32 protein-coding genes are annotated in these 24,301 nt (G+C 57.9%); 11 read left to right on the top strand and 21 right to left on the bottom strand.

Going from position 1 to position 24,301, the window contains the following annotated elements; all coding sequences use genetic code 11:
* Positions 1–33 precede the first annotated feature (33 nt).
* Positions 34–546, top strand: a complete 513-nt coding sequence (locus tag TNEU_RS00150) for a transcription factor (protein ID WP_012349412.1) — start codon at positions 34–36, stop codon at positions 544–546.
* Positions 543–1,262, top strand: coding sequence for a proteasome assembly chaperone family protein (locus TNEU_RS00145; RefSeq protein ID WP_012349411.1), 720 nt, complete (start codon positions 543–545; stop codon positions 1,260–1,262). The genes TNEU_RS00150 and TNEU_RS00145 overlap by 4 nt, the downstream gene beginning before the upstream one ends.
* Here the strand turns inward: TNEU_RS00145 and tgtA are convergent.
* From tgtA to pyrB, 7 genes are all read right to left on the bottom strand, one after another.
* Positions 1,245–2,729 carry a tRNA guanosine(15) transglycosylase TgtA gene (gene tgtA, locus TNEU_RS00140; protein WP_012349410.1) on the bottom strand — a complete coding sequence of 495 codons (1,485 nt, stop codon included), beginning with the start codon at positions 2,727–2,729 and terminating at the stop codon, positions 1,245–1,247. The two genes, TNEU_RS00145 and tgtA, sit on opposite strands and share 18 nt — an antisense overlap.
* A 67-nt stretch (positions 2,730–2,796) precedes the next feature.
* The gene (locus tag TNEU_RS00135) at positions 2,797–3,309 is read right to left on the bottom strand and encodes a hypothetical protein (protein WP_012349409.1); all 513 of its coding nucleotides are present in this window, start codon (positions 3,307–3,309) and stop codon (positions 2,797–2,799) included.
* Positions 3,306–3,518 carry a hypothetical protein gene (locus TNEU_RS00130; protein WP_012349408.1) on the bottom strand — a complete coding sequence of 71 codons (213 nt, stop codon included), beginning with the start codon at positions 3,516–3,518 and terminating at the stop codon, positions 3,306–3,308. The genes TNEU_RS00135 and TNEU_RS00130 overlap by 4 nt, the downstream gene beginning before the upstream one ends.
* Positions 3,496–4,980, bottom strand: coding sequence for a type II/IV secretion system ATPase subunit (locus TNEU_RS00125; RefSeq protein ID WP_012349407.1), 1,485 nt, complete (start codon positions 4,978–4,980; stop codon positions 3,496–3,498). Before TNEU_RS00125 ends, TNEU_RS00130 begins: the two co-directional genes overlap by 23 nt.
* A 3-nt stretch (positions 4,981–4,983) precedes the next feature.
* Positions 4,984–6,513 (bottom strand): hypothetical protein, encoded by a 1,530-nt coding sequence (locus tag TNEU_RS00120; RefSeq protein ID WP_012349406.1) that lies wholly within the window; start codon positions 6,511–6,513, stop codon positions 4,984–4,986.
* A 37-nt stretch (positions 6,514–6,550) separates the two neighbouring features.
* Entirely contained in the window at positions 6,551–7,081 is a 531-nt protein-coding gene (rimI, locus tag TNEU_RS00115) for a ribosomal protein S18-alanine N-acetyltransferase (RefSeq protein ID WP_012349405.1), read from the bottom strand.
* A gap of 110 nt (positions 7,082–7,191) precedes the next feature.
* Positions 7,192–8,106 carry an aspartate carbamoyltransferase gene (pyrB, locus tag TNEU_RS00110; protein ID WP_012349404.1) on the bottom strand — a complete coding sequence of 305 codons (915 nt, stop codon included), beginning with the start codon at positions 8,104–8,106 and terminating at the stop codon, positions 7,192–7,194.
* A gap of 82 nt (positions 8,107–8,188) precedes the next feature.
* Here pyrB and TNEU_RS00105 point away from each other — a divergent pair, with 82 nt between their 5' ends.
* Positions 8,189–8,797, top strand: coding sequence for an orotidine 5'-phosphate decarboxylase / HUMPS family protein (locus tag TNEU_RS00105; protein WP_012349403.1), 609 nt, complete (start codon positions 8,189–8,191; stop codon positions 8,795–8,797).
* Here the strand turns inward: TNEU_RS00105 and TNEU_RS00100 are convergent.
* Positions 8,794–9,906 (bottom strand): DUF763 domain-containing protein, encoded by a 1,113-nt coding sequence (locus tag TNEU_RS00100; protein WP_012349402.1) that lies wholly within the window; start codon positions 9,904–9,906, stop codon positions 8,794–8,796. The two genes, TNEU_RS00105 and TNEU_RS00100, sit on opposite strands and share 4 nt — an antisense overlap.
* Positions 9,907–9,953: 47 nt before the next feature.
* Between TNEU_RS00100 and TNEU_RS00095 the strand changes: the two genes are divergently transcribed.
* The gene (locus TNEU_RS00095; protein ID WP_012349401.1) at positions 9,954–11,243 is read left to right on the top strand and encodes a phosphomannomutase/phosphoglucomutase; all 1,290 of its coding nucleotides are present in this window, start codon (positions 9,954–9,956) and stop codon (positions 11,241–11,243) included.
* Here TNEU_RS00095 and TNEU_RS00090 read toward each other — a convergent pair.
* Positions 11,225–12,637 (bottom strand): FAD-dependent oxidoreductase, encoded by a 1,413-nt coding sequence (locus TNEU_RS00090; RefSeq protein ID WP_012349400.1) that lies wholly within the window; start codon positions 12,635–12,637, stop codon positions 11,225–11,227. The genes TNEU_RS00095 and TNEU_RS00090 overlap by 19 nt on opposite strands.
* Positions 12,638–12,753: 116 nt before the next feature.
* Between TNEU_RS00090 and TNEU_RS00085 the strand changes: the two genes are divergently transcribed.
* Positions 12,754–13,302 carry a restriction endonuclease gene (locus TNEU_RS00085; protein ID WP_012349399.1) on the top strand — a complete coding sequence of 183 codons (549 nt, stop codon included), beginning with the start codon at positions 12,754–12,756 and terminating at the stop codon, positions 13,300–13,302.
* Positions 13,303–13,403: 101 nt separating this feature from the next.
* Here the strand turns inward: TNEU_RS00085 and TNEU_RS00080 are convergent, their stop codons facing one another.
* Positions 13,404–13,877: a hypothetical protein gene (locus tag TNEU_RS00080; protein ID WP_012349398.1), complete on the bottom strand. Its 474-nt coding sequence runs from the start codon at positions 13,875–13,877 to the stop codon at positions 13,404–13,406.
* Positions 13,878–13,897: 20 nt separating this feature from the next.
* A complete protein-coding gene (locus TNEU_RS00075) occupies positions 13,898–14,677 on the bottom strand; it encodes a GTPase (protein ID WP_012349397.1) in 780 nt (259 codons plus the stop codon).
* 45 nt (positions 14,678–14,722) lie between these two features.
* Here TNEU_RS00075 and TNEU_RS00070 point away from each other — a divergent pair, with 45 nt between their 5' ends.
* The 3 genes from TNEU_RS00070 to TNEU_RS00065 are packed head-to-tail and all read left to right on the top strand — an operon-like array spanning position 14,723 to position 15,783.
* Positions 14,723–15,322: a V-type ATP synthase subunit D gene (locus tag TNEU_RS00070; protein ID WP_148682247.1), complete on the top strand. Its 600-nt coding sequence runs from the start codon at positions 14,723–14,725 to the stop codon at positions 15,320–15,322.
* Positions 15,323–15,343: 21 nt separating this feature from the next.
* Entirely contained in the window at positions 15,344–15,493 is a 150-nt protein-coding gene (locus TNEU_RS10170; RefSeq protein ID WP_012349395.1) for a hypothetical protein, read from the top strand.
* 14 nt (positions 15,494–15,507) lie between these two features.
* Positions 15,508–15,783 (top strand): H+transporting two-sector ATPase subunit C, encoded by a 276-nt coding sequence (locus TNEU_RS00065; protein ID WP_012349394.1) that lies wholly within the window; start codon positions 15,508–15,510, stop codon positions 15,781–15,783.
* Here the strand turns inward: TNEU_RS00065 and TNEU_RS00060 are convergent.
* Both TNEU_RS00060 and TNEU_RS00055 read right to left on the bottom strand, forming a co-directional pair.
* Positions 15,780–16,835, bottom strand: a complete 1,056-nt coding sequence (locus tag TNEU_RS00060; RefSeq protein ID WP_012349393.1) for a V-type ATPase subunit — start codon at positions 16,833–16,835, stop codon at positions 15,780–15,782. The two genes, TNEU_RS00065 and TNEU_RS00060, sit on opposite strands and share 4 nt — an antisense overlap.
* Entirely contained in the window at positions 16,832–17,149 is a 318-nt protein-coding gene (locus tag TNEU_RS00055) for a hypothetical protein (protein ID WP_148682246.1), read from the bottom strand. The genes TNEU_RS00060 and TNEU_RS00055 overlap by 4 nt, the downstream gene beginning before the upstream one ends.
* Positions 17,150–17,487: 338 nt before the next feature.
* Between TNEU_RS00055 and TNEU_RS10165 the strand changes: the two genes are divergently transcribed.
* Together TNEU_RS10165 and TNEU_RS00050 are read left to right on the top strand one after the other, a co-directional pair.
* On the top strand, positions 17,488–17,652 hold the full coding sequence (locus TNEU_RS10165) for a hypothetical protein (protein WP_012349391.1): 165 nt from the start codon (positions 17,488–17,490) through the stop codon (positions 17,650–17,652).
* Between the two features lie 187 nt (positions 17,653–17,839).
* Positions 17,840–18,307 carry a hypothetical protein gene (locus TNEU_RS00050; RefSeq protein ID WP_012349390.1) on the top strand — a complete coding sequence of 156 codons (468 nt, stop codon included), beginning with the start codon at positions 17,840–17,842 and terminating at the stop codon, positions 18,305–18,307.
* Here the strand turns inward: TNEU_RS00050 and TNEU_RS00045 are convergent.
* Positions 18,279–18,941 carry a TIGR00296 family protein gene (locus tag TNEU_RS00045; RefSeq protein ID WP_012349389.1) on the bottom strand — a complete coding sequence of 221 codons (663 nt, stop codon included), beginning with the start codon at positions 18,939–18,941 and terminating at the stop codon, positions 18,279–18,281. The genes TNEU_RS00050 and TNEU_RS00045 overlap by 29 nt on opposite strands.
* Before the next feature lie 64 nt (positions 18,942–19,005).
* Here TNEU_RS00045 and TNEU_RS00040 point away from each other — a divergent pair, with 64 nt between their 5' ends.
* Positions 19,006–19,245, top strand: coding sequence for a hypothetical protein (locus tag TNEU_RS00040; RefSeq protein ID WP_012349388.1), 240 nt, complete (start codon positions 19,006–19,008; stop codon positions 19,243–19,245).
* Here the strand turns inward: TNEU_RS00040 and TNEU_RS00035 are convergent.
* The 7 genes from TNEU_RS00035 to TNEU_RS00005 form a co-directional block, all read right to left on the bottom strand.
* Positions 19,232–20,359 (bottom strand): RsmB/NOP family class I SAM-dependent RNA methyltransferase, encoded by a 1,128-nt coding sequence (locus TNEU_RS00035; protein WP_012349387.1) that lies wholly within the window; start codon positions 20,357–20,359, stop codon positions 19,232–19,234. The genes TNEU_RS00040 and TNEU_RS00035 overlap by 14 nt on opposite strands.
* The gene (locus TNEU_RS00030) at positions 20,356–20,673 is read right to left on the bottom strand and encodes a hypothetical protein (protein WP_012349386.1); all 318 of its coding nucleotides are present in this window, start codon (positions 20,671–20,673) and stop codon (positions 20,356–20,358) included. Before TNEU_RS00030 ends, TNEU_RS00035 begins: the two co-directional genes overlap by 4 nt.
* Before the next feature lie 108 nt (positions 20,674–20,781).
* Positions 20,782–21,879 carry an S-methyl-5-thioribose-1-phosphate isomerase gene (locus TNEU_RS00025; RefSeq protein WP_012349385.1) on the bottom strand — a complete coding sequence of 366 codons (1,098 nt, stop codon included), beginning with the start codon at positions 21,877–21,879 and terminating at the stop codon, positions 20,782–20,784.
* Positions 21,864–22,181, bottom strand: coding sequence for a hypothetical protein (locus TNEU_RS10375; RefSeq protein WP_245521962.1), 318 nt, complete (start codon positions 22,179–22,181; stop codon positions 21,864–21,866). Before TNEU_RS10375 ends, TNEU_RS00025 begins: the two co-directional genes overlap by 16 nt.
* On the bottom strand, positions 22,166–22,747 hold the full coding sequence (locus TNEU_RS00015; protein ID WP_012349383.1) for a restriction endonuclease: 582 nt from the start codon (positions 22,745–22,747) through the stop codon (positions 22,166–22,168). The genes TNEU_RS10375 and TNEU_RS00015 overlap by 16 nt, the downstream gene beginning before the upstream one ends.
* A 35-nt stretch (positions 22,748–22,782) precedes the next feature.
* A complete protein-coding gene (locus TNEU_RS00010) occupies positions 22,783–23,061 on the bottom strand; it encodes an ArsR/SmtB family transcription factor (protein ID WP_012349382.1) in 279 nt (92 codons plus the stop codon).
* Positions 23,058–24,227, bottom strand: coding sequence for an ORC1-type DNA replication protein (locus TNEU_RS00005; RefSeq protein WP_012349381.1), 1,170 nt, complete (start codon positions 24,225–24,227; stop codon positions 23,058–23,060). The genes TNEU_RS00010 and TNEU_RS00005 overlap by 4 nt, the downstream gene beginning before the upstream one ends.
* Positions 24,228–24,301: the final 74 nt, after the last annotated feature.

Here is a 24,301-nt window from a genome sequence, read left to right as displayed (position 1 = left end):
GTCAAACTTATAAAGGCGTAGGGGGTAGGTGGCGTGAAGGAGGCCTACCTATATATCGTCGAGAAGTCCGTGGCTTGGGAGTTCGACAGCCCTGAGTATGGGAGACTTGCGCGTAAGGTTGTCGAACTTCTCTACGACCGTAAGGAGGATCTGACAGACGACAGAGTTGCGATACTCTTGAACATATCCACGGCGGAGACTAGGAGGATACTGCAGTACCTGATGAAACTCGGTCTGGTCGGCGTTAAGAAGAGGACGACGGAGGACTACAGGATCGAGTACACTTGGTACGTCGACGACGACGTGATACGCCAGGCGATAAAAAACAGGGCGAAGGTGGCGAAGGAGAAGATATCCTCCTTGATTAAGTCGTTGACCGAGGGGGCGTACTACGTCTGTCCAACCTGCCACATGCGCTACACCTTAGACCAAGCCGTAAACTACGGCGGGGTGTGCCCGGTCTGCGGCACGCAGCTTGAGTACGTGGAAAACGTTGAGGAGATCGACAAGCTTACAAAGGCGTACGAGTCTATAGATAAGATATGAAGATAGAATTCAAGGTCTTCAAGCCGGTGGAGAACTACGAGGTGTTTATAACGGGGTTCGCCGGGATCGGCATAGTGGGCCATCTGGCCACCAAGTACATAGCGAGAAACTGCGAAGTCGTGGGCGTGGTGAGGTACAGGGGGGAGCCCCCCGTGGTGTCTATAGAGGGAGGCCGGCTTCTGCTACAGAACGAGATCTTTTCCTGCGGCGGGGGCGTCGTGGGCGTCGTGAACAACTACGGCATCCACGAAGCCGCCACATACGACTATGCTAGGGCCTTAGCCCACTGGGTAGCCGCCAACGGCTTTAAAACCGCCGTCCTCTTCGGGGGGCTAGACGGCAGATTACGTAAGGGCGACGACCTACTGCGCGTGGTCTACACCTCGGCCTATGGAAGAGCCGGGCTACCTACCGGCGGAGCCAAGGTGCTTGAGCAGGGGCTCCAGATCGTGGGCCCCCTCGCCCTCCTAACCTCGTTCTTCGAAGAGCTCGACTTCCCCGCCCTTGTGGTTCTGCCCTATGCGGACGTCACCAGGCCCGCGGATCCATACGCAGCAAGCATCGCCGTCGACTTTTTCTCAAAGCTCTTCGGCATCTCGATAGACACCAGCGGTCTTAGGCAGATGGCCGAGGAGCTGGAGAGGGAGTTGGAGGAGGTGCGCAGGAGGCTCGAGGAGCAGAGCAAGAGGGAGGAGACCTCAAGGCTGTATATATAGCGCTACCTCCTCCAGAGATCTGGCCTTAACGACCTTTTTCCCCATCAGCGGGATATCGACGTTGTACAGCACCACCAGGTCGTAGCGCCTCAGCCACTCATAGGCGTGTGCCCTAGCCTCCTCGTCTTCGCCCTCTGACTCGTTTTGAGACAGCGGGTACACCTCAGCGATCTCCTCTGGAATAATCCCGAAGATGGGGTCGTAGAAGAGTATGTGGGCGCGGTCCCCCAGCGTCTTCTTCAGGTAGAGGTACTGCCAGTTGCGGTTGTACGGCTTCTCCTCCACCTTTATAACGACGGCCCTCCTAGAGAGGGGCTCTACGTTGTTTAGCCTCTCCCTGTGTCTCGCCGGCTCCGGCCTCCGCGGTGCGGTGTCTGAGTAGAAGAAGAGGCCGTGTGGATCTGGATGCGTCTCCGGGTCGTACTCCTCCAGTAGACGGCGGTCGATAGACTTGAGGAACCTATACAGCGTCGGATGCGCCCTCGCCTTGATTTCCAGGTACTCCCAGAGGGTGCCTTCGTGAATTCTCTGTCTTATCTCCAGGAGCTCCTCCCTTAGGACGGCCAGGTTGTGCTCCGCTATTAGAAGCGTGCGCTCCTGCTTGGGCATCTCCCTTAGCTCTTTCACAGGCGTGTAGCAGAGCTTAGTGCTACATGGGAGGTAGTCTGTCTTAACGTCGTCTAGACGGAGAGTGCGGTCCCTAAGTATGATTCTGTCGTCTCGCGCATAGAGTATATAGGAAGCGCTGTCGAAGAGGTCCACCCCCAGCGCCACGGCGAAGGGCAACACCAGCGGGTGCCCTGCCCCAAATAGGTGTATAGGCGCCTCCCTAGCTATGTTGGCCTTCACCTCTAGAACCACCCTGAGGATGAGGTCAAACCTATACTCCTCCAGCAAGGTGGTGGGGCTCCCTATGGCGAATATGTGGAAGCCCAGTCTCGAAAGCTCTCTGGCGGATCTGGCGAGGAGGTCGGCGTAGAGAGCTCCCTGGATAGGCGCCACCACCAACATGTCCATCTCCTTCAGATAGGCGGCGGCCCTCTTCGCCCGCCTGATGGTTTCCTCCACCTTGAGCAACGCGCTTCCGTACGGCTCCTCGTAGTCGAAGGGGAGGTCTAGAATTACGCCTATGTCGCTACCGATCTTCTGTTGGAAGCGCAGAATTTCATCTGGGTCAACCTCCACGGTGCCGTACCTCAAGATCTGGTAGGCGCCCGAGTCCGTCATAACGACGCCGCCCCACCCCAGCATCTTTTTCACATCAACGGCCCTCCCCCCGGTCAGCCTATATATGAAGTACGAGTTCGTGATCACCTGTCCAAAATACCGCTGGACCGCCTCCAGAGGCACCTCCTGCTTCCTAGGGTCTACAACCGGGAAGAGAGCCGGCGTCTCCACCACCCCGCTCTTCGTGTGGAGTAGCCCCACCCTCCCGGCCAAGTCCTTAGCAACTATTTCAAAGGACACAGGGCGTCTGCGCCCAGGCCTTTTTAAGCGCTTCCTTGGACGTAGGACGCCTCAACGGGCATAAAAACTAACGCTCCAGCTCGACTACCTCATACTCCGAGATCACCTTCGCCCTATCCGCGGTGTATTGAGGCCCCACCGAGGCGAGGTACTGCCTAACCACTTTGAACCAGGCGGGCTCCTCTACCGTGTAGCCCTTGGAGTAGGCGTCGTTGATTAAGGCGACTAAGCCGACGATCTTCGGATGTATCGCCCTCACGGAGCCCGCGGGCACCACGTCGAGTATGTTCTCAGGTATGGCCCTCACCGACTCCTCAAGACCCGCTAGCCTCCTCCGCGACCTATAGGTGCGCACCTTCCTTTCGACGACGCGTTTGCCGGCCCTCCCCATCTTTACCGCGGCGGTGGAGAGGCCCACCAGCCCTAGCACAACGGCAGGCATACCCACGGCGTATGCCAACAAGAAGGCGGCTGCGGCTATCAGAACTGTGAAGATAGATAACGCCTTTAAGTCCTTTATGAAGATGCCGCCCATCGCCGAAAGCACCGCCACAGCCCCCGCTATGTAGAGGTCGATCATATCGGCACTATTTCACAACCGCCCACGGCGATAAGCTGGTACTCGCCCTGCGGCAGCCTTTCCACCTGGGAAAGACATCTGTTCAGTAGCTCTATCTTCCTCTTTATGAAGGCGTCCAGCCTCTCGTCGATGTTGAGCAAAGCACCTAGCAGCTCGATCTCGCGCCGCACGGCCCTCGCCAGATCCTCAGGCCTTCCGTAGTAGAGCATGTTTCTGCCTGTAGTACTCCCTCACCGCCTCGCCCACCTTTTCGGCGTCGAAGACCCCCCGCTCCACCAGAGACGTGAGGAACTTAGCCCTCTCCGCTATTTCGTCATAGCCGCCGAGCTTCTGAAGCCAGTAGGACCGCCTCAGATCCACCTCTACTGTGTCGCTACGTTGGTCGTACCAGCCCACGTTTATAAGCCCGAACTCCTCCTCCTTGATCTTTATCTTGCCCGGCGCGGCGTATGGATACGCCCTGAGCCAGACGACCTCGGTGATGGAGGTGACCCTTCTGCCGAACTCGAACCTCTTTATCGTGGCCGTCACGTGGAACGCGGATATGTGTTCCGAGGATACCCCCATGGCCTCTCCTGTGAGACGCATAAACACCTCCATTATGTCTTCGGCGTGGAAGGTGGTGGCGCCGCCGTGGCCCGTCAAGACTCCCTGTATCAGCTCGTGGATCTCTCTGCCGCGGCTCTCGCCTATGACGATGATGTCAGGTCTCGCGCGGAGCAGATACTTGACGAGGTCTATTAGGTATATCGCGGACTCCGACCCGGGCAGGTTCTTCATGTAGTCGTACATCGGCGATGTGAAAAGCATAACCACGTTCTGGTAGCTAGGAGGCATCCTGATCTCGGGGGTCTCCTCCGCTATGGCGAGGCGTTTGTGGGGCAGAAGGACGAGCAACGCGTTTAGCAACGTCGTTTTGCCCGTGCCGGTGCCGCCAACAACCATCACCGACTTGTGGTGCTCGAATAGGTACCATAGATAGGCCATCGCTAAGGCGGAGATGGTGCGCCTCTTTATCAGCTCGGTGGGCGATATGGGGTGCGGAGGCTGTATACGGACGGATACGTAGGGCGGGTTTCTCGCCACTCTGCCAGACATCGCAGTGGCGAAGCGCAGAAGCGCCCCGTTTCTGAGGCGTATGTACGTATCCTGTATGGGGTACTGCTCGTTCAGCGGGCGGCCGGTCTCCGCGTAGACCCTCCCTATGACCTTGATCAGGGTCTCCTTGTTTGTAGGTATCACGTTGGTCTTCACGTTGTAGCCGTAGTCTCTGTGATCCACATAGATGGGGCTGTCTGTGCCGTTTATGTTCACGTTTTCCAGCTTTATGTCGTAGAGAATCGGCGTGAGGTAGGAGTAGTCGGCGGCCTCGAGCTGGACGTAGTACCTCACGGCGGCGCGTAGCTGCCTCGGAACCCCAATGTCCGCCATGGCCATCTCGATAAGTTTGCCGAGCTCCTCCCTGGTGAGGTTAGGCCTAATTATCTGGTTGGCCGTGAGGTACTCCACCACCTTGTAGGCGTATTCGCCCACTTTCTCCGAGTAGGGGAAGGCGTACGCCACGTTGTAGCAGTACCCGTCTTCAGACCTGTATATCTGGATGCGGGCCCCCTCGGAGGGGTACTCCTCAACGACCGCCCCCCTGCAGGAGTCGAGTCTAAAGTCCAGCATGGCCTACGCCTTGAGGAACACTCCCACCGCAAACGACGCAACGAATACGGCCAGATACAGCAGGGCTAAATACAGAAGCCCGCCTCTAGTGGAGAAGCTTATCTTGGTGAAGAGGAAGTAGTACCCCACGGACATTATGGCGAGCGCTAGATACAGCATGCTCATGCCTATGCCGCCCAGTTGCGCCCCGCCGGAGATCTTAGACATCGCCTCAGTCAGCCTAATCATTGAGGTGTTTACGAAGGCCACCATGGCGGCTCCCGCGAGCGCGAGGAAGCGGGTTATGTTCAACGTCCTGCCGATCTCGGACCTGTACTCGAAGAGCTTCACCACGAAGTTCTGTAGCTGGTCTATGGTGGATCGGGGCAACGTGCCGAGGCGGTATATATCCAAGAGCATCCTCAATATCACAGACATTACCGGTTGCATGCCTTTTAAAGCTACATCCTCAAGCCTGCTGTCTCCCACCTTCATGGTCTGCAAGAGCGCGGCCGCCTTGCTGTTAAACGGGCCGTAGTCCCCGAAGGTTATGGCGTTTTCAACCGCTCGGTAGACGGAGGGGGCCCTCTTAAGCTCGTCAAACACCGTATATACAAAGTCCATGAACCCCCTCTCGAAGGCCTTGGCGTCGACCCTCTCCCGCGTGATAACCCACCCAGCCAGTGCTATGCCGAAGGCGATGAGCGGCGCGTAGAAGGACATCGGCGTGAAGCCCAGCACGATCATGGCGACGGCTGCGGCGATGCCAAAGAGGAGCGGGGGGATCCTAAAGTCCATCTTCATAAGCGGCACGTTTATGAAGAGGGCCATGACGACGCCTAAGATGGCGGGGAGGAGGCCGCCCATTAGCACGAGCATGGCCGGGTTACCTCTCCCGATGACCACCGCCGTGACCGACAGCATCGCTAGGCCCACCACTAGGGACGATATGAGGGACGTCAGCCTGTCCATACGCCTCTGCATAGCCGTCGAGAACTCCACGATGTCCATATCCATGTAGAGGGAGAGCTTCGCCACGATATCTTCGCCGATGCGGAGGGAGGTGTATAGGGAGTTGAAGCGGTACACCAGCTTCTGGGGGGCCAGCTTCTCCACGGCGCGTTTCATGGCGTCCATCGGCTCCATGCCGATCATCTTGGCGTTGTTCCACGCGGCTATCGCTAGGGTTCTCACGCCTGGGAGCTCCCTATAGCGCATCATCCTCTCGATGACTAGGTTCAGGTGGGCCTTCGTTGCGAAGGCCATCTGGACAAGCGCCGTGAAGAAAACCATCTCGGTGGTCAAGAGCTCGCGGATGGAGCCGGCGCGTAGAGAGACCACAAGCTTGGGGAAGAAGAAGAGCAGAGCCCCTACGCCGAGGAACAGAGGGCCGAGGGGGAGCGCCCCCAGCGCCGTGAAAACGCCGCCGGCGCTCAAAACCCCCAAGCCCAGGAGGTTGAAGAGCCTGGCTGTCCCCCTAAACTTCAGAGGGTCGAGGTCGGTCTTCTCGATACCCCTCAGTTGCCACTTGATCAACGGGCTAAACACGAGCATCCACCTTCTCCCACTTAAATATTTTGTTTTGTGCCCTCTATAGTGTGCAGGCCATTATGTAGGCGTCCTCCCCGTCGCTGTAGTAACGCGGAACTCTGCCCACGACTCTGTAGCCGAGCTTCTCGTAGAGGGATATAGCAGGCTTGTTGGACACCCGCACCTCTAGGTATGCCTCAGACGCGCCGTAGTAGGTCTTCAAGGCCTTCATAGCCCTCTTCAACATCGCCGTGGCTATCCCGAGCCGCCTCGCCTCCGGCAGAACGCCCACGGAGACGATATGGCCCTTCCTAGCCGGCCTCCCCTTCTCGATGTTGCTCCAGCCGTATTCTACACGCGACATCACGTAGCCCACCACCCTGCCGCCGACTTCGGCCACCACGAAGGCCTTCGGGAACTGCTCGAGGTGCTCCACGAAGAACCAGACGGGGTAATTCTCGGGGAGCACCCTCCTGTTGATATTTACCACGTCCTGCAGATCCCCCATCTGGGCCTCCCGTATCACGAACTCGGTCTTCCCATCTCTCCCGAGAAACCTCTGAGGCCCGTCTACCGCCACATCTACCGCCATCGGCACAAAGTTGAGCTATATATTTATGCATACGACGGCGTGCTACGGTCTACAGGGAAGAGCGCCGCCGCTAGCCCCGGGCCAACTCGCCGAAAGGGCGGGGGCCGTTGTTATGACTGCAGGATCAAGTACAGAAGGGCCATCCTCAGCGGCACTCCCAACGCCGCTTGTCTGAAGTATCTGGCGTGTGGCGTCGCGTCGACTCGGTGGTCTATCTCGTCGACCCTGGGGAGGGGGTGGAGTATTATGAGGTGTCTCCTCGCGTTTTTTAACATGTCGACGGTGATCCTGTAGCTGCCTTTCACCTTTTCATACTCCAGCGGATCTATAAACCGCTCCTTCTGGATCCTAACGACGTATAACACGTCCAGCTCGTGGATGACCTCCTCGACGTTGGTGTGGAAGCTGAGCTTGAGCCCCCTCGACTGGACGTAGTCGATGGTCTCCACACGCGGGCGGAGATACTCAGGCGAGATGAGGTAGACCCTTACTCTGAAGTTGGTAAGGGTCTCCAAGAGGCTGTTTACCGTACGCGCATGTCTCAGATCGCCTATTAGCCCGACGTTTAGCCCATCGACGGTCCCGAACTCCCTCCACATGGTGTACACGTCGAGCATGGCTTGTGTAGGGTGGTTGAAGGCGCCGTCGCCGCCGTTTATCACAGGGCTCTCCGCCACCTCGGCCGCCAGCTTAGATGCCCCCTCGTACCGGTGCCTGACCACTATGACGTCGGAGTAGGCGTCCAACATCTTGACGGTGTCCACAAGCGTTTCGCCCTTCTCTACGCTGGTGCCCTCGGCGCCCCAGAAGCCGATGACGTCGCCCCCGAGCCTCCTCATGGCGACTTCGAAGCTAAGCCTGGTGCGCGTCGAGGGTTCGAAAAACGCCACTGCCATCACCCTGCCCCTTAGGAACTCCAGCCGGCTTTTTGAGTACTTCTCCATGTACCTAGCCGTCTCAAAGAGCTCCTCGAGATCCCTCCTACCGAAATCGCGTGCAGAAATCACATCTCTCCCGCGCCACATAGCCCTAGGTGTGGCGTTGTTTTTATAGACACCTGCCGCGCAACACATAAGTTTAAAACCTAGTGTTGCCGACGCTTGACGTATGGCGGCGAATCTTCCTCTGGTTGTTGCCCTAGACACAGAAGTGCTAAAGGCCATCGACGTGGCGAAGAGGCTGAAAGGCGCCGTGGCTGGGTTCAAGGTGGGCTGGGATTTGATATTCGAGGGGGGCATCTCCATAGTAGGCGAAATTGCGAGATACGGCAACGTGATCGTCGACCTAAAGATCGCGGATGTGCCGCACGTCGCCAGCAGAGTAGTGGAGAAGCTCGTCAACAGAGGCGCTTGTTGTGTAATCGTCCACGGCTTCCTCCACCCCTCCCTCCCCAGGGGACAACACGTATACGTGCTAGTCAAGATGACCGCGCCTACCATATACGACGAAATGTGGGAGAAGTTGCTAAACTCCGTGCAAGACGTCAGAGGCTTCGTCCTCCCCGGCAACCAGCCCGAGGTGGTCGCCCAGGCGAGGAAGAGGATAGGGTGTAGCTATAGGATCATCTCGCCGGGCATAGGGCCCCAGGGCGGCAGACCGGGGGCCGCGATAGAGGCTGGGGCGGACTTCGAGATCGTGGGCAGATATGTGCTGGAGGACCCCGCCCGCATATCGCAGTGGGCCCAGTACAGACCCACCTGCTTCGAAACGCCCTAGGTCGGCCTCTTCCTCTCCGCTGGAAACCTCCAGCTCTCCGACTTCTTGGCGAGGTGGGAGAGGTAGCGGTAGAGCCCTGGGTCGCCCCTTGCCCTCTCCACTACTGCGTCCAGCAACGCGATGAGCTCGTCGTAGGTCCTCCTGTCCACTGGGTAGGGCACGCCGTCTTTCCCCCCTACCGCGAAGGCGAATTTGAAGGGGTCCACCGCGGGGTCGTTCCAGTCGGCCGGGGCCTTAAAAACAACCTCGGCCACAAGCGCCAGGGCCCTCAGCGTTTTAGGCCCCACCCCGTGTTTAAGCAGGAGCTCCCTGAAGTTCGACACGGAGCCCGGAGGCGGCAGATTCCTCAAGACGGCTCTGACATCGACGTCTATCCTCATATAGGGGTGGTAGTAGGCGGCTCCCACAAGCGTCGTCTGGCCTCTAAGGGCGGCGAGGTGCCTGGCGACCCTCTGGGGCCCCCCGTTTATCAGCTCCAACACGACGGCTCTGTCGTCAGCGCTGTATCTAGACGCCAGGTTGAGGACTCTGGAGCGGCGTACCCCCACTATCCCCGTGTGGGGGCTGTTGAAGAAGTCGTCTGTTGATAGCCAGTGGTAGCGCCGGGCCATCTTAACCTCGGGGTTCATCCCCTGCTGTACCACGGCCCACCTACCTGAAGCTGAGACGAAGAAGGCGTGGTGATATATCTGGTAGCCGTCTTGCACCAAGGCGTTGTCCACCTTGGCGGTGAGCCTAGAGGCGGTCACGAGAGCTTCGGCGTCTAGGTCAAAACGCCGCGCTATCTCTGTAAGCTCAGCCGGCGTTTCTAAGGCGCGGCGCCCCTTGCCCCCGGCCACTCTGACGGGGATGGGGGAGTCGCGCAGAACCTCCTTCACCACAGCCGTCGTCACAGTCGTGCTCCCAGAGCTGTCCCAGTCCATGCCTATTACGTTGTTGAAGGCCTGGAAGAAGACGGGATGTGCAAACCTCTCCACTATCCCGTCCGGGCCGTAGAGGTCGTTCATGACGTGTAGCATCAGAGCCGCCAGCTTACGCATGCGGGAGAGTAGCCAGGGGGGCACCTGGCCGTCGTGTAGCGGCAGATCTGCAACTCCGCCAAGCTTCACAGGTGTACCACCGTCAAAATATATAACTTTGTAGTGGTTGGTGGGCCATGACGGTGTTTAAGGCATACGACATACGCGGCGTCGTCGACAGAGAGCTAACCATGGAGCTTGTGGAGAAGATCGGGGTAGCCATCTCTAAGTTTTTCGGGGGCGAGGACGTCGTAGTGGGCATGGACGTGAGAACCCACTCCTTCAGGATCGCGGAGGCTCTGTCTAGAGGGCTCCTATCCTCCAGCAACGTGGTGTTTATAGGGACCTCCACGACGCCTGTGACGCACTATGCCTCGTACGTACTCAACAAGCCGGCGGTCATGATAACGGCGTCTCACAACCCGCCCGAGTACAACGGCATGAAGATCATGAGGCCGGGCGGCCGAGATCTGGAGAGCCACGAGATACAGCAGCTGGCCTCCATGTTGGAGACACCGCCTCCGGCCGGCCGCGGCGTTGTATACGTGAGAGATATGCTGTCAAGATACATAGACCACTACGCCGAGATCTTCGGCAAGTTGGACCTCTCGGTCGGGTTCGACCCAGCAAATGCGGCCGGCGTCTTGCTCAAGCCTTTGCTGGAGAGGGCCTTTAAAAACGTCGCCGCCATAAACGACCGCCCAGACGGGCGGTTCCCCGCCCACCTGCCTGACCCAGAAAAGGCGGAGAACTTGGCGCAGCTACAGAAGCTAGTCGTCGAGAAAAGGCTAGACGTAGGCATAGCACTCGACGGAGATTGCGACAGGGTGGGCTTGGTCACGGCGGAGGGCAGGATTTTTAGGCCGGAGAAGATGGTGTACGCCCTCCTCAACTACTACGCCAAGCCGGGGGACGTGGTCGTGTTAGACGTCACCATGCCGCTGTATCTGGAGAAGGTCGCCGAGGAGAGGGGGGTCAAGGTGGTTAGGCAACGGGTAGGGCACAGCTTCCAGAAGCCCACAGCTGCCAAACATGGGGCGATCTTCTGGGCTGAATACAGCGGACATATAGGGTTCAGGGAAAACAACTACTTCGACGACGGTATCTACGCGGCGTTGAAGATCCTCAAGACGGTGGCGGAGGCGGGGACAACCCTAGACCGCGTTCTGGAGGAAGCCCCCAAGGTCTACGAGGAGCGGATAGACCTAAGGGTAGGCGATCCGAGGAGGGCGGTCGAGGAGGCCAAGAGGAGGGCCTCCGGCTTGGAGTTCTACGAGCTAGACGGGATAGACGTGAGGACGGCCGAGGGTAGGCTGTTGATTAGGCCGAGCAACACCGAGCCGTTGCTGAGGGTCAAGATGGAGTCGGGCACAAAAGAGGGGCTCGAGAGACTGAGGAGTCTCCTCGGTCAGCTCATCTCGGCGTAGAGCATAGCAGGCTTCCCATAGAGGAAGTAGGAGGGCTTCTGGGCCAGCAGAGCGCCCAGGAGGATTGCGGCGTAGGGTATACACACGGACTCGGCGCATACGGACTCCCCGAAATGTAGCCGCGGCACCTTGAGCTGTCTCAACAGGTCTGTCTCCTCGTGCGTGATCGTGACCTTCACCTCCCTCAGCCTGTTCTCCCTCTTCACCTCCTCCAATATCTTGCCGAGGGGCGTCCCGTCGCAGGGACACACGACGAGGTCCTCCTCCACCTCTTCCTTCTGGGGCCAGTAGGAGGCCCAGTGGGGGACGTCTATCACGTTGGGCTCCACATAGCGCCCAGTGCCGTCGGTCCCCCGCTCCAGCCTACCGCCGAGGTTGAACAGCCAGTTGGCCTCCACAGCTAGCTTGGCGAGGAAGCGGTCGAGCCCGTCTTTAACTCTGTCTGGGCTCTCTAGGCCGTCTTTTGTAGCTATATACGCCGCCAGTAGCCTGGCCTGCTCCACGACGTGGCTCTCCCTCAAGGCGCCGTAGAGGTGCCCCGTAGCGTAGACGTTGCTGCCGCCCACCGCCTTCCCCGCCGCGTCTAGTATAAGCAACTCGCCCGTGTTCGTCCGCCTAGGCACCAGGGAGTTGAGCTCGAAGCTGTAGTAGACCCTAAACCCGAGCTTTGCCGGGACGTACGGGTTGACCATCCTAACGGCGGACACGAGCAGATCGACCCTCTCCTCTCTAACCTCCGCCTTCCTCTTCTCCGTCATCGCCAAGTACTTCACAACGCCGCGTGTGTATTCCCTTATGTTCACCGCCGTGGCGATGGGGAAGTCCGCCGAGGCCTTGACCTTCTCGAAGTACTTGACGTCCCTTAGGTAGGCAGAGTTGTCGAGGACGACGACGTCGTTGCCGGCCCTCCTAAGCGTAATAGCCGTGCGGAGGCCCCACTCGGTGGTTCCCCACACGGCGATCTTGAGGCCGCTGGGCGGCGCCTCCATAACCTCCTCGGCCGTCTTCTGCGGCGCGCCTCCGCCGCCGGGGAAAGCGATGGGCACATCAACGCCGCCTGTGGCCAACACCAGATGTCTATATCTAGCTCTGTACCGCACGCCGCCGCTGTAGACGTAGACCCCGTCGAAAAACCCCTCGACGAGGTCGAGCTCCCGGGACCGTCCAACTATGGACTGCACGTCGACGTCCTCTGAATACCTCGGCGCGTTGCCCAACACGTGGTGTCCCCCTAGGCGGCCCACGTACACAACCTTGGGGCTGTAGCCGTACCTCTTAAGCTCCAGAGCGGCGGCCAACCCCCCGAGGCCGCCTCCCACAACCAACACGTCGACCTCTAGATCCCCCTCCCGAGAGGCCTCGGGAGAACATGTGGTAGCCGATCTGCAACCCACGGCACGTAGCTGTCTGAGCTATATTAAATTTGCTACGCCTCAGCGCTTTGGACCTCGATCACCGGTCACACACAGCTCATCATCACGTATTTATTGCCGCTCCGCAGTTTTAAAACGTGGCGGGCCTAGAGGCGGCGGTGAAGAGATATCTCGCCGGGGACAGATCTGCCTTGGAGGTGCTGAGGGACGCCGGCTTCCTCGACGGGCGGGAGCCCTCCACAAGGGGGTACGTCCTCTACAAGGCGCTGAAGTTGGGCATAGACGTCTCCAGCTACGCCAGGTACCTAGACTGGAGGGAGTTCGAGGAGTTTATACGCCACGTCTTCTCGGAGTTTGGATACATGGTGGCGTCAAACGTCAGGCTGAGCTGCGGCAGAGGCGCCGAGTTCGACGTGGTTGCGTGGAGCCGGGAGGTGGCCTTCGTGGCGGAGGCCAAGAGGTGGAAAGGCGGCCGCTGGAGCGAGGTGGCTCGTAGACACCTAGAAAAGGTCAGGAGGTGCCTCACAAAGCTACAGGCCTTTGCCCCCTCTGTTGTACCGCTTGTAGTAACCTCTACGGAAGCCGCCGCTATTTCGGACGGCGTTCCTATTGTGCCTATTGGAAAAATTGGGAATTTTCTCGCCTCGTTTCACGACCTCAAGGATCAGATCGCTGTACTTAAGTAGGCACTCGTCGCAGGAGTAGGTATATAGGGGGAGCGAGAGTTCGGACCTTATCCTAACGACGTTGTACACGTCGAGCCTCCGCATACAGAAAAAGCAGTAGATCACGTCCCCCTCTCGGTCTTCTCCTCTGTCACTGACAGATCAGCGATCACCCTAGCCCTCCTCCTGGGGACCAGGAGGTTCTCGGTGACGGCCACGAGAAGGGCGAGGCCGAACATGGGGAGGGATAGATACATCGCGAAGTTGCTCACCACGACAACCACGTCGCTGAACTTCACCAGATAGAGATATGGAAGCGGCACCGCGTAGGCCAAGGCCAACAGAGCCAGAACCTTAGGCAACCCCCCTACCCTCAGCTTCGCGAAAAACTCCACATATACAGCGGCGGCGAGCAACGCCACGGCGACGGCGGCGGCTAAAGCCGGCGGGATCTGTAGAAACCTGTCCACCTCCCCCCCGGCTGTTATTTCGAAATTTCCGACGTCTACGGGGGCCGTGGCGTAGAGAGGCCTCGCGAAGGGGTTTACAAAAACCACGAACACGGCTAGAGCCGCCGCCAGTATAGACAACCACACGGCCGGGATCCGCCGGGTGTTTATATCTGTTTAGGCGGAGGCGCCGCGTACCTCAGCCTCCCGAGCACCCAGTCTCTCAACACGATACGCGCCGCCTCCTCCACGTTCACCCTACCCCCCCTCAGAAGCCTCTTCTTAGCTCGCCCGATCTCCTCCAGCGCCTCCTCCAAGCCGCAGTTAACGCCGTAGGCCTCCCTAAGGGCGTCCGGGTTGTAGCTCAACACGCGCTTGAGCAGAGCGTATGCGTACGGCACTGGGTCGTCCACGGTGCCGGGATCCACCAACCCCCTAACTACGTCAAGCGCTAGGTCCCCCGTGGTTGTAGCCCTCACGATGCCCGGCGTGTCCAGCACCAAGAGCCAGCTCTTAGCCCTCACGAGTTGCTCGCCCCTAGTCCAGCCGGGCTTCGGGCTGGTGGGCGCCACATGCCGCCCCTTGAGGTAGTTGATAATTGTGGACTTGCCGACGTTGGGGTAGCCCACCACCACCACGGTGGCGGGGATCCTAGGGGCCAGGTACCTGATGGCGGTGATCAGCCTCCGGGTGCCCAGCCTATACTTGGCGCTGATGTACACCACAGCCCTCCCCAGACCCTCGAAATACCTCCTCCACTCCTCGAGAAGCCCCCTCTCCACCAAGTCGGCCTTGTTCAACACGACGAGAAGCCTCTTGCCGAGCCTATCCGCAAGCTCCTCCACCTCCTCGCTCCTTGTGGCCAGGGGGTCTCTGGCGTCTAGGACCTCCAAAACCACATCGCCGTCCTCCACAACCCTCCTCACGAGTCTCCAGGTCTCCTTCACGACGCCCTCTAGGCAATATTTAAAAAACTTGGCGTTGTGGGCCAAGTGGCGTTTAGACCACCCCCATCCAGGCTGGAGCTGATAAGGCTTAGGCGGCAGCTGGTGCTTTTCCAGAGAATGAAAAAAACCCTGGAGGACGCGCGCAACTCCACAATACAGAGGATCAGAGCCCTCATACCCGACCTAGAAAGGCTGAGGCGGGAGATAGCCGACGGGTTCGTCGAGGTAGCAACCAACTTCAAAATCGCGATAGCCAAGACCGGCATCGACAGGGTAGAAAACATAGCGGAGCTCACCCCCAAAACCGTAAAGGTAGAGCTGGTAAACAGGGGGACGCACACCGGCCTCGAGGTCAGCAACTACGTGACCTACCCCACCTACAGCCTCGCCACGGAGGCCGCGGAGCTCGACGTAGCCCTCGTGAAGATGAGAGAGCTCCTCAAGAAGCTTGTGGAGTTCGCAGAAAAGGAGACGCTCTTCTACACCCTCCTGAGGAGGGTTAGGGAGTACCAGAGGATGATAAACAGCATAGACTACGTGATAATCCCACGCATAAGAGAAAACATGCAGTACATAAGGCTGGCGCTTGAGGAAGGCGAAAGAGAGGAGTTCATAAGGAGAAAGATAATAACATCACGTATATAAGACAGTAGGTCCAACAGCCACATGTCCATGAAGGATCTAAACACCACCGTAAAGGAGCTAATAGACAAGGAAATTGAGAGGGCCATGGCCAACATAAAGAACGAGGTAAAAGAAGTTGAGACGCTCATCGATAGGAAGATAGAAGAGCTACGTCAATACTTAAAAACCTAAGAGGTCTGGCGCATATGAACGCCAAAGCGCTATCTGCAATTGTGTTAATGGCGATGTTGGCAATGGCACAGACAACACACACAGGAGGCGAAAAATACTTGGGGGCTGGCATCGCCGCCGGCCTCGCTGGTCTTGGCGCCGGGATAGCCTTAGGCCTTGCGGGTGCCGCCGCCATGTCGGCGCTGGTCGAGAGGCCGCAGGAAAGGATCTGGTACTTGATATATCTGGCGCTGGCTGAGGCTGTGGCGATCTACGGCCTGTTGATTGGCCTGTTGGTGTTTACGGCTTAAGTCCTCGCGAGAGGTTCAAACACTTTTCTTCTTTTTTCTGTTGGTACCCCCTCTGCCAGCAACGCGGCGGCTCTGACGAGGGTCATAACCTCCGCCCTCATGTACTCCAGGTGGGCCGCCAGAGCGCCGAGGGAGAACTCGGAGTACCTCGCCGTGTATATATCTGAAAGCTTTTTCACATACGCTGGGTATATATTGTCCATAGCTATAGATATGTTCTCCAGCGTCGGCGCCTCGGCGACCATATCGAGGAGGACCTTGCCCCACGGCGTTCCGCCTGCGTTTTCCAGAAACTTGGCTGGTGGGTCCTTTACCGCCGATGTGACGAGGGGGGTCGGGGCTCCAACTGCCAGCTCGTCCAGCTCCTCGGCGAGCCCCCATATCCTCGCCCTGATGGCGACCAGCACGTTGAAGTATTCCCTTATGTCTGCCACAAACGTGGCGAGAGATCTATCTCTCCCCGTCGGCGCAGTTGTGGAGAAGTCCTCAATCCACTGCCTATCTAGAAAAATCGAGAGTTTGTCCTCGCCGTATTTAGTCGCCAGCTCGAAGGCCTTGTAGGCCATGTGTCTAGCCGCCTTAAGCCGCTCGCCCACCTCCTCCACGTTTTTCGCCCCGAGGAGGTTTGCAATGATGTGGCGCCTCTTTGTGAACTCGAGGGGTTCCCATAGTATGTACTCCTCCGGGTTTCTACCGGCCTTTATCGCGATGGCTAGGTTCCTTATGTTTTCGTATTCGAAGTACTTGAGGGAGGAGAGCACCACGGCTTTTGCGTCACCGCCGGCGCTGAGGTAGATCGATCTAACTCTGTCGAGGTACAGCTTTACGAGCTCCCGCCTGAGCTCGCCGAGGTTGTCTCTACTTAGCCTATCTAGCGTTACCGCGTATGGGGTGGTCTTCAACGTGTTTAGAAATTCCTCAAGCGAGTTGGCGTAGATCAACGAAATGAGCTTGTCCCGGGGAAGCTCCCTTATCCTCAACCCCCTTACCCTAGGCCCGAGTTGCGGCCGGCGTAAGATCGCCGAAGCGGCGCCGGATACGGCGAACTTCATATATTGAGGATAGCTAGGGCTCTAGAGACGAGCTCCCCCCTTCTCTCCTGGTATCTCTGGAGTATTTTTCTGCCTCGCTCCTCGGCGTTTTGAAGTATCTTCTCAGCTTGCTTCTTCGCCTCCTCTGCCGCGTTTTTCTTGTAGTTAACAACGGCGTTGTTCACTATCTCCTCTATCTTCTTCACGATCTCGTCGGAGTACTTCCTAGAAATCTGGTCCGAGAGAGCTAGCGCCTTCATCTTTACCTCGTCGGCGCTTTTCACCGCCTTGTCCACCTCTTCGAGTTTCTTGAGTATCTCCTCTATCTTAAGCATATATAGACCGATGTCCATATTTTATAAACGTTGATGACTCCAGGACTTGCAGAGAGGTGAAGACACTTCTCGCGGCTGAGCCCGCCTTTAAGATCCCTTCTCAGCTCTAAAGGGGATTTCCACAGCAAGGGCCTCGGTTGCTGTTTCTTGCCAAGGGCGTCGGCTGATCTCTTGCATGGCGACCGTAGAGGCTTTCGGTTATGTTGGAGCGTGGTTCAGACGCGCGGAATTTACATCATGTTCAGCCCGTCCCCGTGCGACCTCACCGACACAGCTGTAGCCATTGCCTATAAATCTGTTTAAGCGTAGTTCTTAAATCAGGCGACGTAGATAGCGGCATGTTCATACACATGGTGGCGGTGTATGGGGCTGTGGTGTTGGCGATGGGGGCTATCGGGGGCGAGCCGGAGCTCGTGGCGCTGGGTCTTACCATGTTGCTTCTCGGGAACATGCACAGGCTGGGCAAGGCCTTGTCGCGGCAGCGGAAACGTATAATCGCATAAATACCTATGGCGAGGTATCAACGGTGACGAGCTAAGGGTCTCCTGACCTGTGAAGAGATGCCCATGCTGAACCAAACGCATTGGCTCCGCAGTGCAACTTGCCAAGGTCTTGAAGCGCTTTTACGCGGCACCGCTTCTGGTCTGTTTTTAATTGTAACCATTATATACACACAACTGTGGCATCTCTATGTATCTTCAAGTGTTGGAGCTATCGTTGTTGGCGGCGGCGGTTGCGGTGTTGGGCTTCATAATCTTTTTCATAGCCCGTAGACAGCCTCCGCCGCCTCAGGCGGAGGCGGTAGCCAGGTATACGCCTGGGGAACAGGAGATCATTAGGCAGGTGGGGGAGCTCAGGGAGAGGATAGATAAGCTTATTCCTCCCTACGGCAGAGTTGGCTACATTCCCTCCTCGCTTGAAGAGCTGAGGGACCTGCTTGGGTTTACCTATGTGAAACTTGGGGATAGGGAGCTAGGAGCGAGGGTGGAGGGTCTAGACAAGTTGGAGGGCTTAGACGTCGATCTTCTTCAGGCGAAGTTGGGCGACTCGTACGTCTACGTCGTGAAGAGGGGGGAAAAGAGGCTCGTGGCCGTGGGGGGCCAATACCTCGACTACCTCACCATCCGCTTTATCGGCGAGTTTTTGGACTACATCTAGCGGCCTCCGCCTTAAGATCCCGCTCTTGCACATCGCCGCCTGGCGCCGTCTCGCGGAAGATCTGGGCCTCGTAGACATAGAGTCTCGTCCTCTTGTCTAGCCAACAGTCGCCGGGGAGCCACGCCTTTACGCAGGTGTGTATCAAGAACTCTACAGGGTCCCAGCACTCTTCGACGGCTACCTGGGGGAGGAGGAGGCCGGAGTAGGGGCCGCGCCTCACCACCAGGCCGTGGCGGCCTACCTGCACCACCTCTGGGTATTTCCTCGGGTCTTCCGTCACGAGGCTAAGCGGGCTTAGGACAGATACCTCGAAGACGACGTTTGGGAGCTCCTCCAGGCGTAGAGCTGGAAACCTCAGGTCTTGGCAACAGGCGCCAATGGCGCTGTGGATCGTGGCGTAGGCTACGTTTCTATACCCCTCCGGGTACCCGATGCAGCCGCGGAGCTCCAGCCTCTCGCCGGCGGTCTCTATGGTCGTAAACACCCCGTAGTTGTCCAACAGTAGCCTGGCCGGCGGACCCTCCGGCTCCACAACCCGGCCTGTTTTTAGGAAGATCTCGACTGCGCGCCTCGCCAGTTTAACTAGGTAGGCCCCCTCCTCGATCGTATACGGCTTAAAGAGTGCGCCAGCCATATCAGCCTCGGAGCGGCGGTAATATAAGTTTGCCAAGCTTATTTACCTCTAGCGTCTTACACATATGCCTCGCTGCGCCGTATGTGGAAACGAGGTGAACTTCAAGAACGTGGCGTATATCTACGGCGACGTGTTTGTATGTAGGGACTGCTTCCCGCAGTACTACATAAGGAATCTTTGTAAAGCTGTGGAGCGTAGGTTGAGGGGGGAGAGCCCCCCCGCCTGCGGCTTCTGTAGTTTTAAGAAGCAGTGCGACCTCTACGTGTCGAAGACCGTGAAATCCCTTTCGTCTACCGGCGGCTGAGGAGCGCTATGAAGAAGCCCGGCGTGTCGTGTACGTGGGGAAGGAACCGTCTGCACTCTGGACAGCCCCAGCCGGGCCCTCCCACGTCTAACCCAACGTCGGCCGGTACGGCGCCTGACTTTTTCACCACATCTTCGTTTTCTATGTAAGTCAGGGTGCATGTCGAGTATATCACGTTTGACGCGATCTTTAGGGCTGTTTTGAGGAACTGTAGCTGGTAGCGGGATAGCGTTTTAGCCATCTCCATGGTGACCCTGTGATATATCTTCGGCCTCACCCCAATGTCTGTACAGGGGGGATCCACAAGGGCGAGGTCGGCGCGGAGCCTGGGGAAGTCCCTATCCACGTATCTACTGTCGTGCAGTATCACGTCTATGTTGCCGGCTAGGCCCAGCCTCTCGACTTCTCTCTTCAGCCTCTCGATCTTCGGCCACGATCTGTCAAAGGCCACAACCCGCATGTCCATCTGGGCGAGGTGGGTTGCCTTGCCGCCGGGAGCCGCGTTGAGATCCACGGCGGTGGCCGCGCCGGCTCTTTTCGCCACGTGGCCTACGGCGATGGCGGGCAGGCTCTGGCTGTAGAAGAGGCCGTCTCTGTACTCTGGGAGATCTCGGATCTTGGGCGTTTTATACAGAGACGTCTCAACCCTTATGTAAAGCCCCCTCCGCGTCTTCATCACCTCGTCGCTGTCCGAAACGGCGACTCCGAAGGCTACCACAACGCCGTTGTCCGACACCACGTTTACCTCCTCTCCGCGTCTCACGTGGTCTGTCTTTACCACGCCTGGGGCGTAGAGGTCGGCGCCCATCATAACGCTTTCTGCGGCTTTCTTGTCCACCACTACCCTTTTCCTCGCGGTGGGTATCTTAAAGGGGCCCTCCACCGGCATCCATAAGGCGTCGTCAAAGCGCTCGTCTGGGTAGGCAGTCACCCCGCGCGCTCTCAACCGCCCGATGAGCTCCTCTCTCGTGGTTTTTGCCGTGTTCACCCTTATGTAGTACCGCCTTGGCGGTCTCGTGATTGAGAGAAATAGGGCGTCTATCTCGCTGTCGGAAAGAAACTGGAGAAAATGCTTGTAGAGTTCGTCGTCGATCTCTATTCCATGTATGTTCATCTATGGAGGATTTTGACGAGTAGCTCCTTGGCCCTCTCCGGGTCTCTTCTTGCCAGTTGCCACAGCTCGTCGTCTTCCTTTAGAACGTAGCGGTAGGTCTTGTTTCTTTTTATGTCTGGCGCGGTGGAGAGGAAGTTGTGTCTCGACAGCTTCTGTAGGAGCCTGGCGGCTCGCAAGATGGCGCTGTGGTCTGTGCCAAGGCCGGCGAGCTTGGCTAGAGAGGTGGCCTTGATGCTGACCACGCGGCCCTTTGCGTTGATTAAGAGTATGATTAAGGCTTCGACAAGCTTTCTCTCTACTATTTCAAACCTCATTGCCGGCATTGGATCACCTGACTTAAAAAATTTTTCACCTTTGTATAGTATATTGCCAGAGGCCTCTTTTTTAAGTATATATCGCGTCTTCAAACGGCGTTTTTCGAACTAGCTCTTCAACAGACGGCGTAGTGTTTTATGTAGCGGCTGCGTCGCGATGCCCCGCTCCGTTATTATGCCTGTAATGTACTTCGGAGGGGTGACGTCGAAGACTGGGTTGTAGACGGGGACGTCCCTCATGGTTACATAGACCACGCCCTGTTCCGACCTCGCGGTGCGCACCTCGTCCGGATCTCTCTCCTCTATCTTGACGTCTTCTACTCTGCTACGCGGGTCTATGGTGCTCGTTGGAGCTAATACGTAGAACGGAATGCCGAATTCCCTCGCGAGCACGGCCTCGTTGAGGGTGCCTATCTTGTTGTAGACGTGGCCGTCTAGCAACACCCTGTCGGCCCCTACCATCACTAGGTTGATTAGTTTGCGGTACATGACGAGGCCTACGGCTGTGTCCGCGATAAGTGTCGTATTTACGCCGTTTTGGACGAGTTCGTAGACGGTGAGCCTAGCCCCCTGTTGCCAAGGCCTTGTCTCTGGGGCTACTACGGAGACTCGTTTTCCCAACATGTTCGCCACGTAGATGGGGGCGGTGGCTGTGCCAAGCCCTGTGCCTGTGGCTAACCCTCCGGCGTTGCAAATGGTCAACACAGTGTCGCCGTCTTCCAGAAGCTCAGCGCCGTAGAGACCCATCCTTATCTCAGCCTCGAGCTCTTCTTCGAATATGGCCACCGCCTCCTTCTCCAGTCCAGCCTCGAGCTCTTCCACCGATGTTGTAGATGTGGCGAGGGCCTGGGCCTTGTTGTACATGCGGTCGAGCGCCCAGAAGAGGTTAACGGCTGTCGGCCTTGTCTTAGAGAGTTGGTCTCTTGCAGAGGCTAGCACGGCCAGCGCCTCTTGCACCGTTTTGGGCCTCGACTCCAGGAGAGATATAACCATGCCGAAGGCGGCTGTTATGCCTATGGCAGGCGCGCCTCTTACCACCATGTTCCGTATGGCGTCCGCCACTTCCGCCACGGTCCTCGCCTCGACGTACCTCGTCTCAAATGGCAGCCGCCTCTGGTCGAGGAGGATCAGCCTATCGCCCCTCCACTCTATTGGCTTTATCTTCGGCTTAAACCTCCTCTTCACCTCTTCTACAAGCTTCTCCATATGGCCGACTTGCGCCAGGTTATTATCTGTTGCCGGCGTTTCCGCGCAAGCCCCCTTTGCGGCTCCCCGGGACCCGCGGCCGCCCTCGGGTCACACCGCGCGACTCGGGGCCCCCTCGACTTGGCGTACCCCACCTCGAGGGCGTGTACCACGTCGACACCTGCCGTCGGCTCGTCTAGGAGTAGCGCCAGCGCCCCCACTGTAAGCAGAGCGGCTACGACAAGCCTACGCCTCATCCTCCTGGTTGGCCTTGACCTTGTCACGCGGGAACCCAAGGCGGAGATCCCTACAGCCTTCCACACAGCGCTGGGAGGTGTCTAACCGCCTTCACAACGGAGACAAGTAGCTCGTAGTTCTTCGCCTCCCTTGGGAGTTTCCTAAAGAATGTCTCGCAGTCCACTTTCTCGCATAGGCACTGGAAGTCTGGGCAACTCTCCACGGCGTCCATCTCGCGTTTGTCGAGGGCGGCTGCTACGGCGACTGCGGTGGCTAGGAAGCGGGCAAAGGCGTTGGTGAAAGCCGTGTATAAGTCGTCTATAGACAGGAAGATGTAGTCCGGCAGAAGGACGACTTCTACCTCCAGCTCCTTGGCCAGCTGGCGCGCGTTTTCGTCGGCATAGCCTCTAGCGATGACGAGGGGCTTGGCCCCTATTAGCTTTGCGTTTACGTACGCCTGCCTGACGCCGCTGACGTCCACCTTGCCCGCCTTTACCTCTACGGCGTAGGTGTTGCCGTTTTGGTCAACTGCGAGGATGTCTACCTCGCCCACTTCAACGCCGTCGCGGTATATCTTGTAGCGGGTGGCCTTGGGCGTAAGGCCTAGAGCCGGGAGTAGATCGACGACATATCGCTCGAACCTAGCCCCCACGCCTGTGGGTATGTCGGTGGCTAAAAAGGTGATGGTTAAGCGGAGGCTCTCCTCAACAGAGCCTCCTCGGCTTCGGCTAAGGCCTTCGCGAGGGCCTCCACAAACCCTGTGTTCCGCAGTTTTACAAGTCTCGCCCTGCCTATACGCCTCTCCTCCACTATGCCGTTTTCTGCCAGCGTCTTGATGTGTGCCGTCAGCTGTCTGTAGTTTGTCCCAAGTCTCTTCGCGAGCTCTGTGGCGTTTAGCTCTCCAAACCTCCAGAGGGTTAGGACGATACGTATGCGGAGGGGCGAGCCCAGAATGAGCTCTATCATTTAAGCTCCTCGTTTATCATCTTGGTGAGGACGGCCTCTAGCGTGTCCAGAGGCTCCGTCCCTATGGATATTAGCGTCGTGCGGCCCCTCATGCCCTCGCCTTTTTTGTTCTGCCGCGTCTCGATTATGCCCCTCTCCCGTAGATCCCCTAGGTAGGTCCACAGCTGGCTGTGTACCCTGGGCTTCTCTCCATATTCTTCACATATCATCTTGTACACCTCCTCGGCGTCGCCGAAGGAGACGTATGGGGCGCGGGTGGTCTTAAGCGTTCTGACGACCGCCAGTAGGAAGAGCTTCTCGTGGAGGGGGAGGCCCACGAGCACCTCCTCCGAGACGCCGAATAGGACCTCCTTGGATGATCTTCTGACGTCCTCTGGCGTTATCTGTCTCCTGCCGCTTTGTTGAGCAAGGTGGGCTGCTCTGTATAAAATGTCTATCGCGAGCCGGGCGTCTCCCCTGTTTGTATCAAGCGGACTCTGCGCCCCGGTTATATCCGCGATCATCTGGAGTATCTCCTCGCTGTAGGACCCGTCTGCGAGCCCCGCCCGCGCCCTCTCGAGCAATATGTCGAAGATCTGGTCTTTTGTATATGGCGTAAAACGCACGACGTATTTCCCCATGATGCCTCTGGTGGACGGGTCCAGGTTGTTGAGGATCGTATCGCTGTGGCCCACGGCGGCGAGGGCTATTCGAAAAGACCCGAGCTTGTCGGTCTCTTGCCCAAGTCTGATAAAAGTCGAGAGTATGTCTGGCGCGAAGTTGAAGGCGTCGTCTAGAACTAGAAAAACGTAGATGTCCCTCTCGCGGAGGTGTTCAACGAGGAGGGCCAGGAACTCGTCGCGGCTGAGGCCCCGCCTCGGGAAGGGTATATTCAGCGACTTGGCTATCTCGCCTACGATGGTTGTGAAGTTGCGGAATAGAAAGCCGTTGATGTAGACAAACCGCGCCGCCGCCTCGCCTCTGCGGAGCTCCCACAGCTTGCGCAAGGTGACTGTTTTGCCGGTGCCCGGCCTGCCGAGGAGGGTAGCTCTTGGGTAGTGGTTGCCGGGGCTCCTCAGCCATCCGCCAAACAACGTGTCGAGCTGCTGTAGCTGTTGCTCCCTGTGGGGGAGTCTGTCGGGGACATAGCTGGGCGAAAATACGGCTTCGTTGGCGATAATGCCCATGTGGCTATAGACGAGACAGCTATAAATATTTTCAGTCTACACAAGATTCAGTGTACACGGGTATACAAAAAATT

This window comes from Pyrobaculum neutrophilum V24Sta (genome assembly GCF_000019805.1).
Taxonomy (GTDB): Archaea; Thermoproteota; Thermoprotei; order Thermoproteales; family Thermoproteaceae; genus Pyrobaculum; species Pyrobaculum neutrophilum.
The sequence above is the reverse complement of the archived record's forward strand: the minus strand, read 5'-3'. Positions and strand labels throughout refer to the sequence as shown.

Excerpts from the sequence above, each read along its gene's own strand:
- TNEU_RS00145 (WP_012349411.1), top strand. The coding sequence starts at position 543 with ATGAAGATAGAATTCAAGGTCTTCAAGCCGGTGGAGAACTACGAGGTG.
- TNEU_RS00135 (WP_012349409.1), bottom strand. The coding sequence starts at position 3,309 with ATGATCGACCTCTACATAGCGGGGGCTGTGGCGGTGCTTTCGGCGATG.
- TNEU_RS00130 (WP_012349408.1), bottom strand. The coding sequence starts at position 3,518 with ATGCTCTACTACGGAAGGCCTGAGGATCTGGCGAGGGCCGTGCGGCGC.
- TNEU_RS00125 (WP_012349407.1), bottom strand. The coding sequence starts at position 4,980 with ATGCTGGACTTTAGACTCGACTCCTGCAGGGGGGCGGTCGTTGAGGAG.
- TNEU_RS00120 (WP_012349406.1), bottom strand. The coding sequence starts at position 6,513 with ATGCTCGTGTTTAGCCCGTTGATCAAGTGGCAACTGAGGGGTATCGAG.
- rimI (WP_012349405.1), bottom strand. The coding sequence starts at position 7,081 with ATGGCGGTAGATGTGGCGGTAGACGGGCCTCAGAGGTTTCTCGGGAGA.
- pyrB (WP_012349404.1), bottom strand. The coding sequence starts at position 8,106 with ATGTGGCGCGGGAGAGATGTGATTTCTGCACGCGATTTCGGTAGGAGG.
- TNEU_RS00105 (WP_012349403.1), top strand. The coding sequence starts at position 8,189 with ATGGCGGCGAATCTTCCTCTGGTTGTTGCCCTAGACACAGAAGTGCTA.
- TNEU_RS00095 (WP_012349401.1), top strand. The coding sequence starts at position 9,954 with ATGACGGTGTTTAAGGCATACGACATACGCGGCGTCGTCGACAGAGAG.
- TNEU_RS10170 (WP_012349395.1), top strand. The coding sequence starts at position 15,344 with ATGTCCATGAAGGATCTAAACACCACCGTAAAGGAGCTAATAGACAAG.
- TNEU_RS00065 (WP_012349394.1), top strand. The coding sequence starts at position 15,508 with ATGAACGCCAAAGCGCTATCTGCAATTGTGTTAATGGCGATGTTGGCA.
- TNEU_RS00060 (WP_012349393.1), bottom strand. The coding sequence starts at position 16,835 with ATGAAGTTCGCCGTATCCGGCGCCGCTTCGGCGATCTTACGCCGGCCG.
- TNEU_RS00055 (WP_148682246.1), bottom strand. The coding sequence starts at position 17,149 with ATGCTTAAGATAGAGGAGATACTCAAGAAACTCGAAGAGGTGGACAAG.
- TNEU_RS10165 (WP_012349391.1), top strand. The coding sequence starts at position 17,488 with ATGTTCATACACATGGTGGCGGTGTATGGGGCTGTGGTGTTGGCGATG.
- TNEU_RS00050 (WP_012349390.1), top strand. The coding sequence starts at position 17,840 with ATGTATCTTCAAGTGTTGGAGCTATCGTTGTTGGCGGCGGCGGTTGCG.
- TNEU_RS00045 (WP_012349389.1), bottom strand. The coding sequence starts at position 18,941 with ATGGCTGGCGCACTCTTTAAGCCGTATACGATCGAGGAGGGGGCCTAC.
- TNEU_RS00040 (WP_012349388.1), top strand. The coding sequence starts at position 19,006 with ATGCCTCGCTGCGCCGTATGTGGAAACGAGGTGAACTTCAAGAACGTG.
- TNEU_RS00035 (WP_012349387.1), bottom strand. The coding sequence starts at position 20,359 with ATGAACATACATGGAATAGAGATCGACGACGAACTCTACAAGCATTTT.
- TNEU_RS00030 (WP_012349386.1), bottom strand. The coding sequence starts at position 20,673 with ATGAGGTTTGAAATAGTAGAGAGAAAGCTTGTCGAAGCCTTAATCATA.
- TNEU_RS00025 (WP_012349385.1), bottom strand. The coding sequence starts at position 21,879 with ATGGAGAAGCTTGTAGAAGAGGTGAAGAGGAGGTTTAAGCCGAAGATA.
- TNEU_RS00010 (WP_012349382.1), bottom strand. The coding sequence starts at position 23,061 with ATGATAGAGCTCATTCTGGGCTCGCCCCTCCGCATACGTATCGTCCTA.
- TNEU_RS00005 (WP_012349381.1), bottom strand. The coding sequence starts at position 24,227 with ATGGGCATTATCGCCAACGAAGCCGTATTTTCGCCCAGCTATGTCCCC.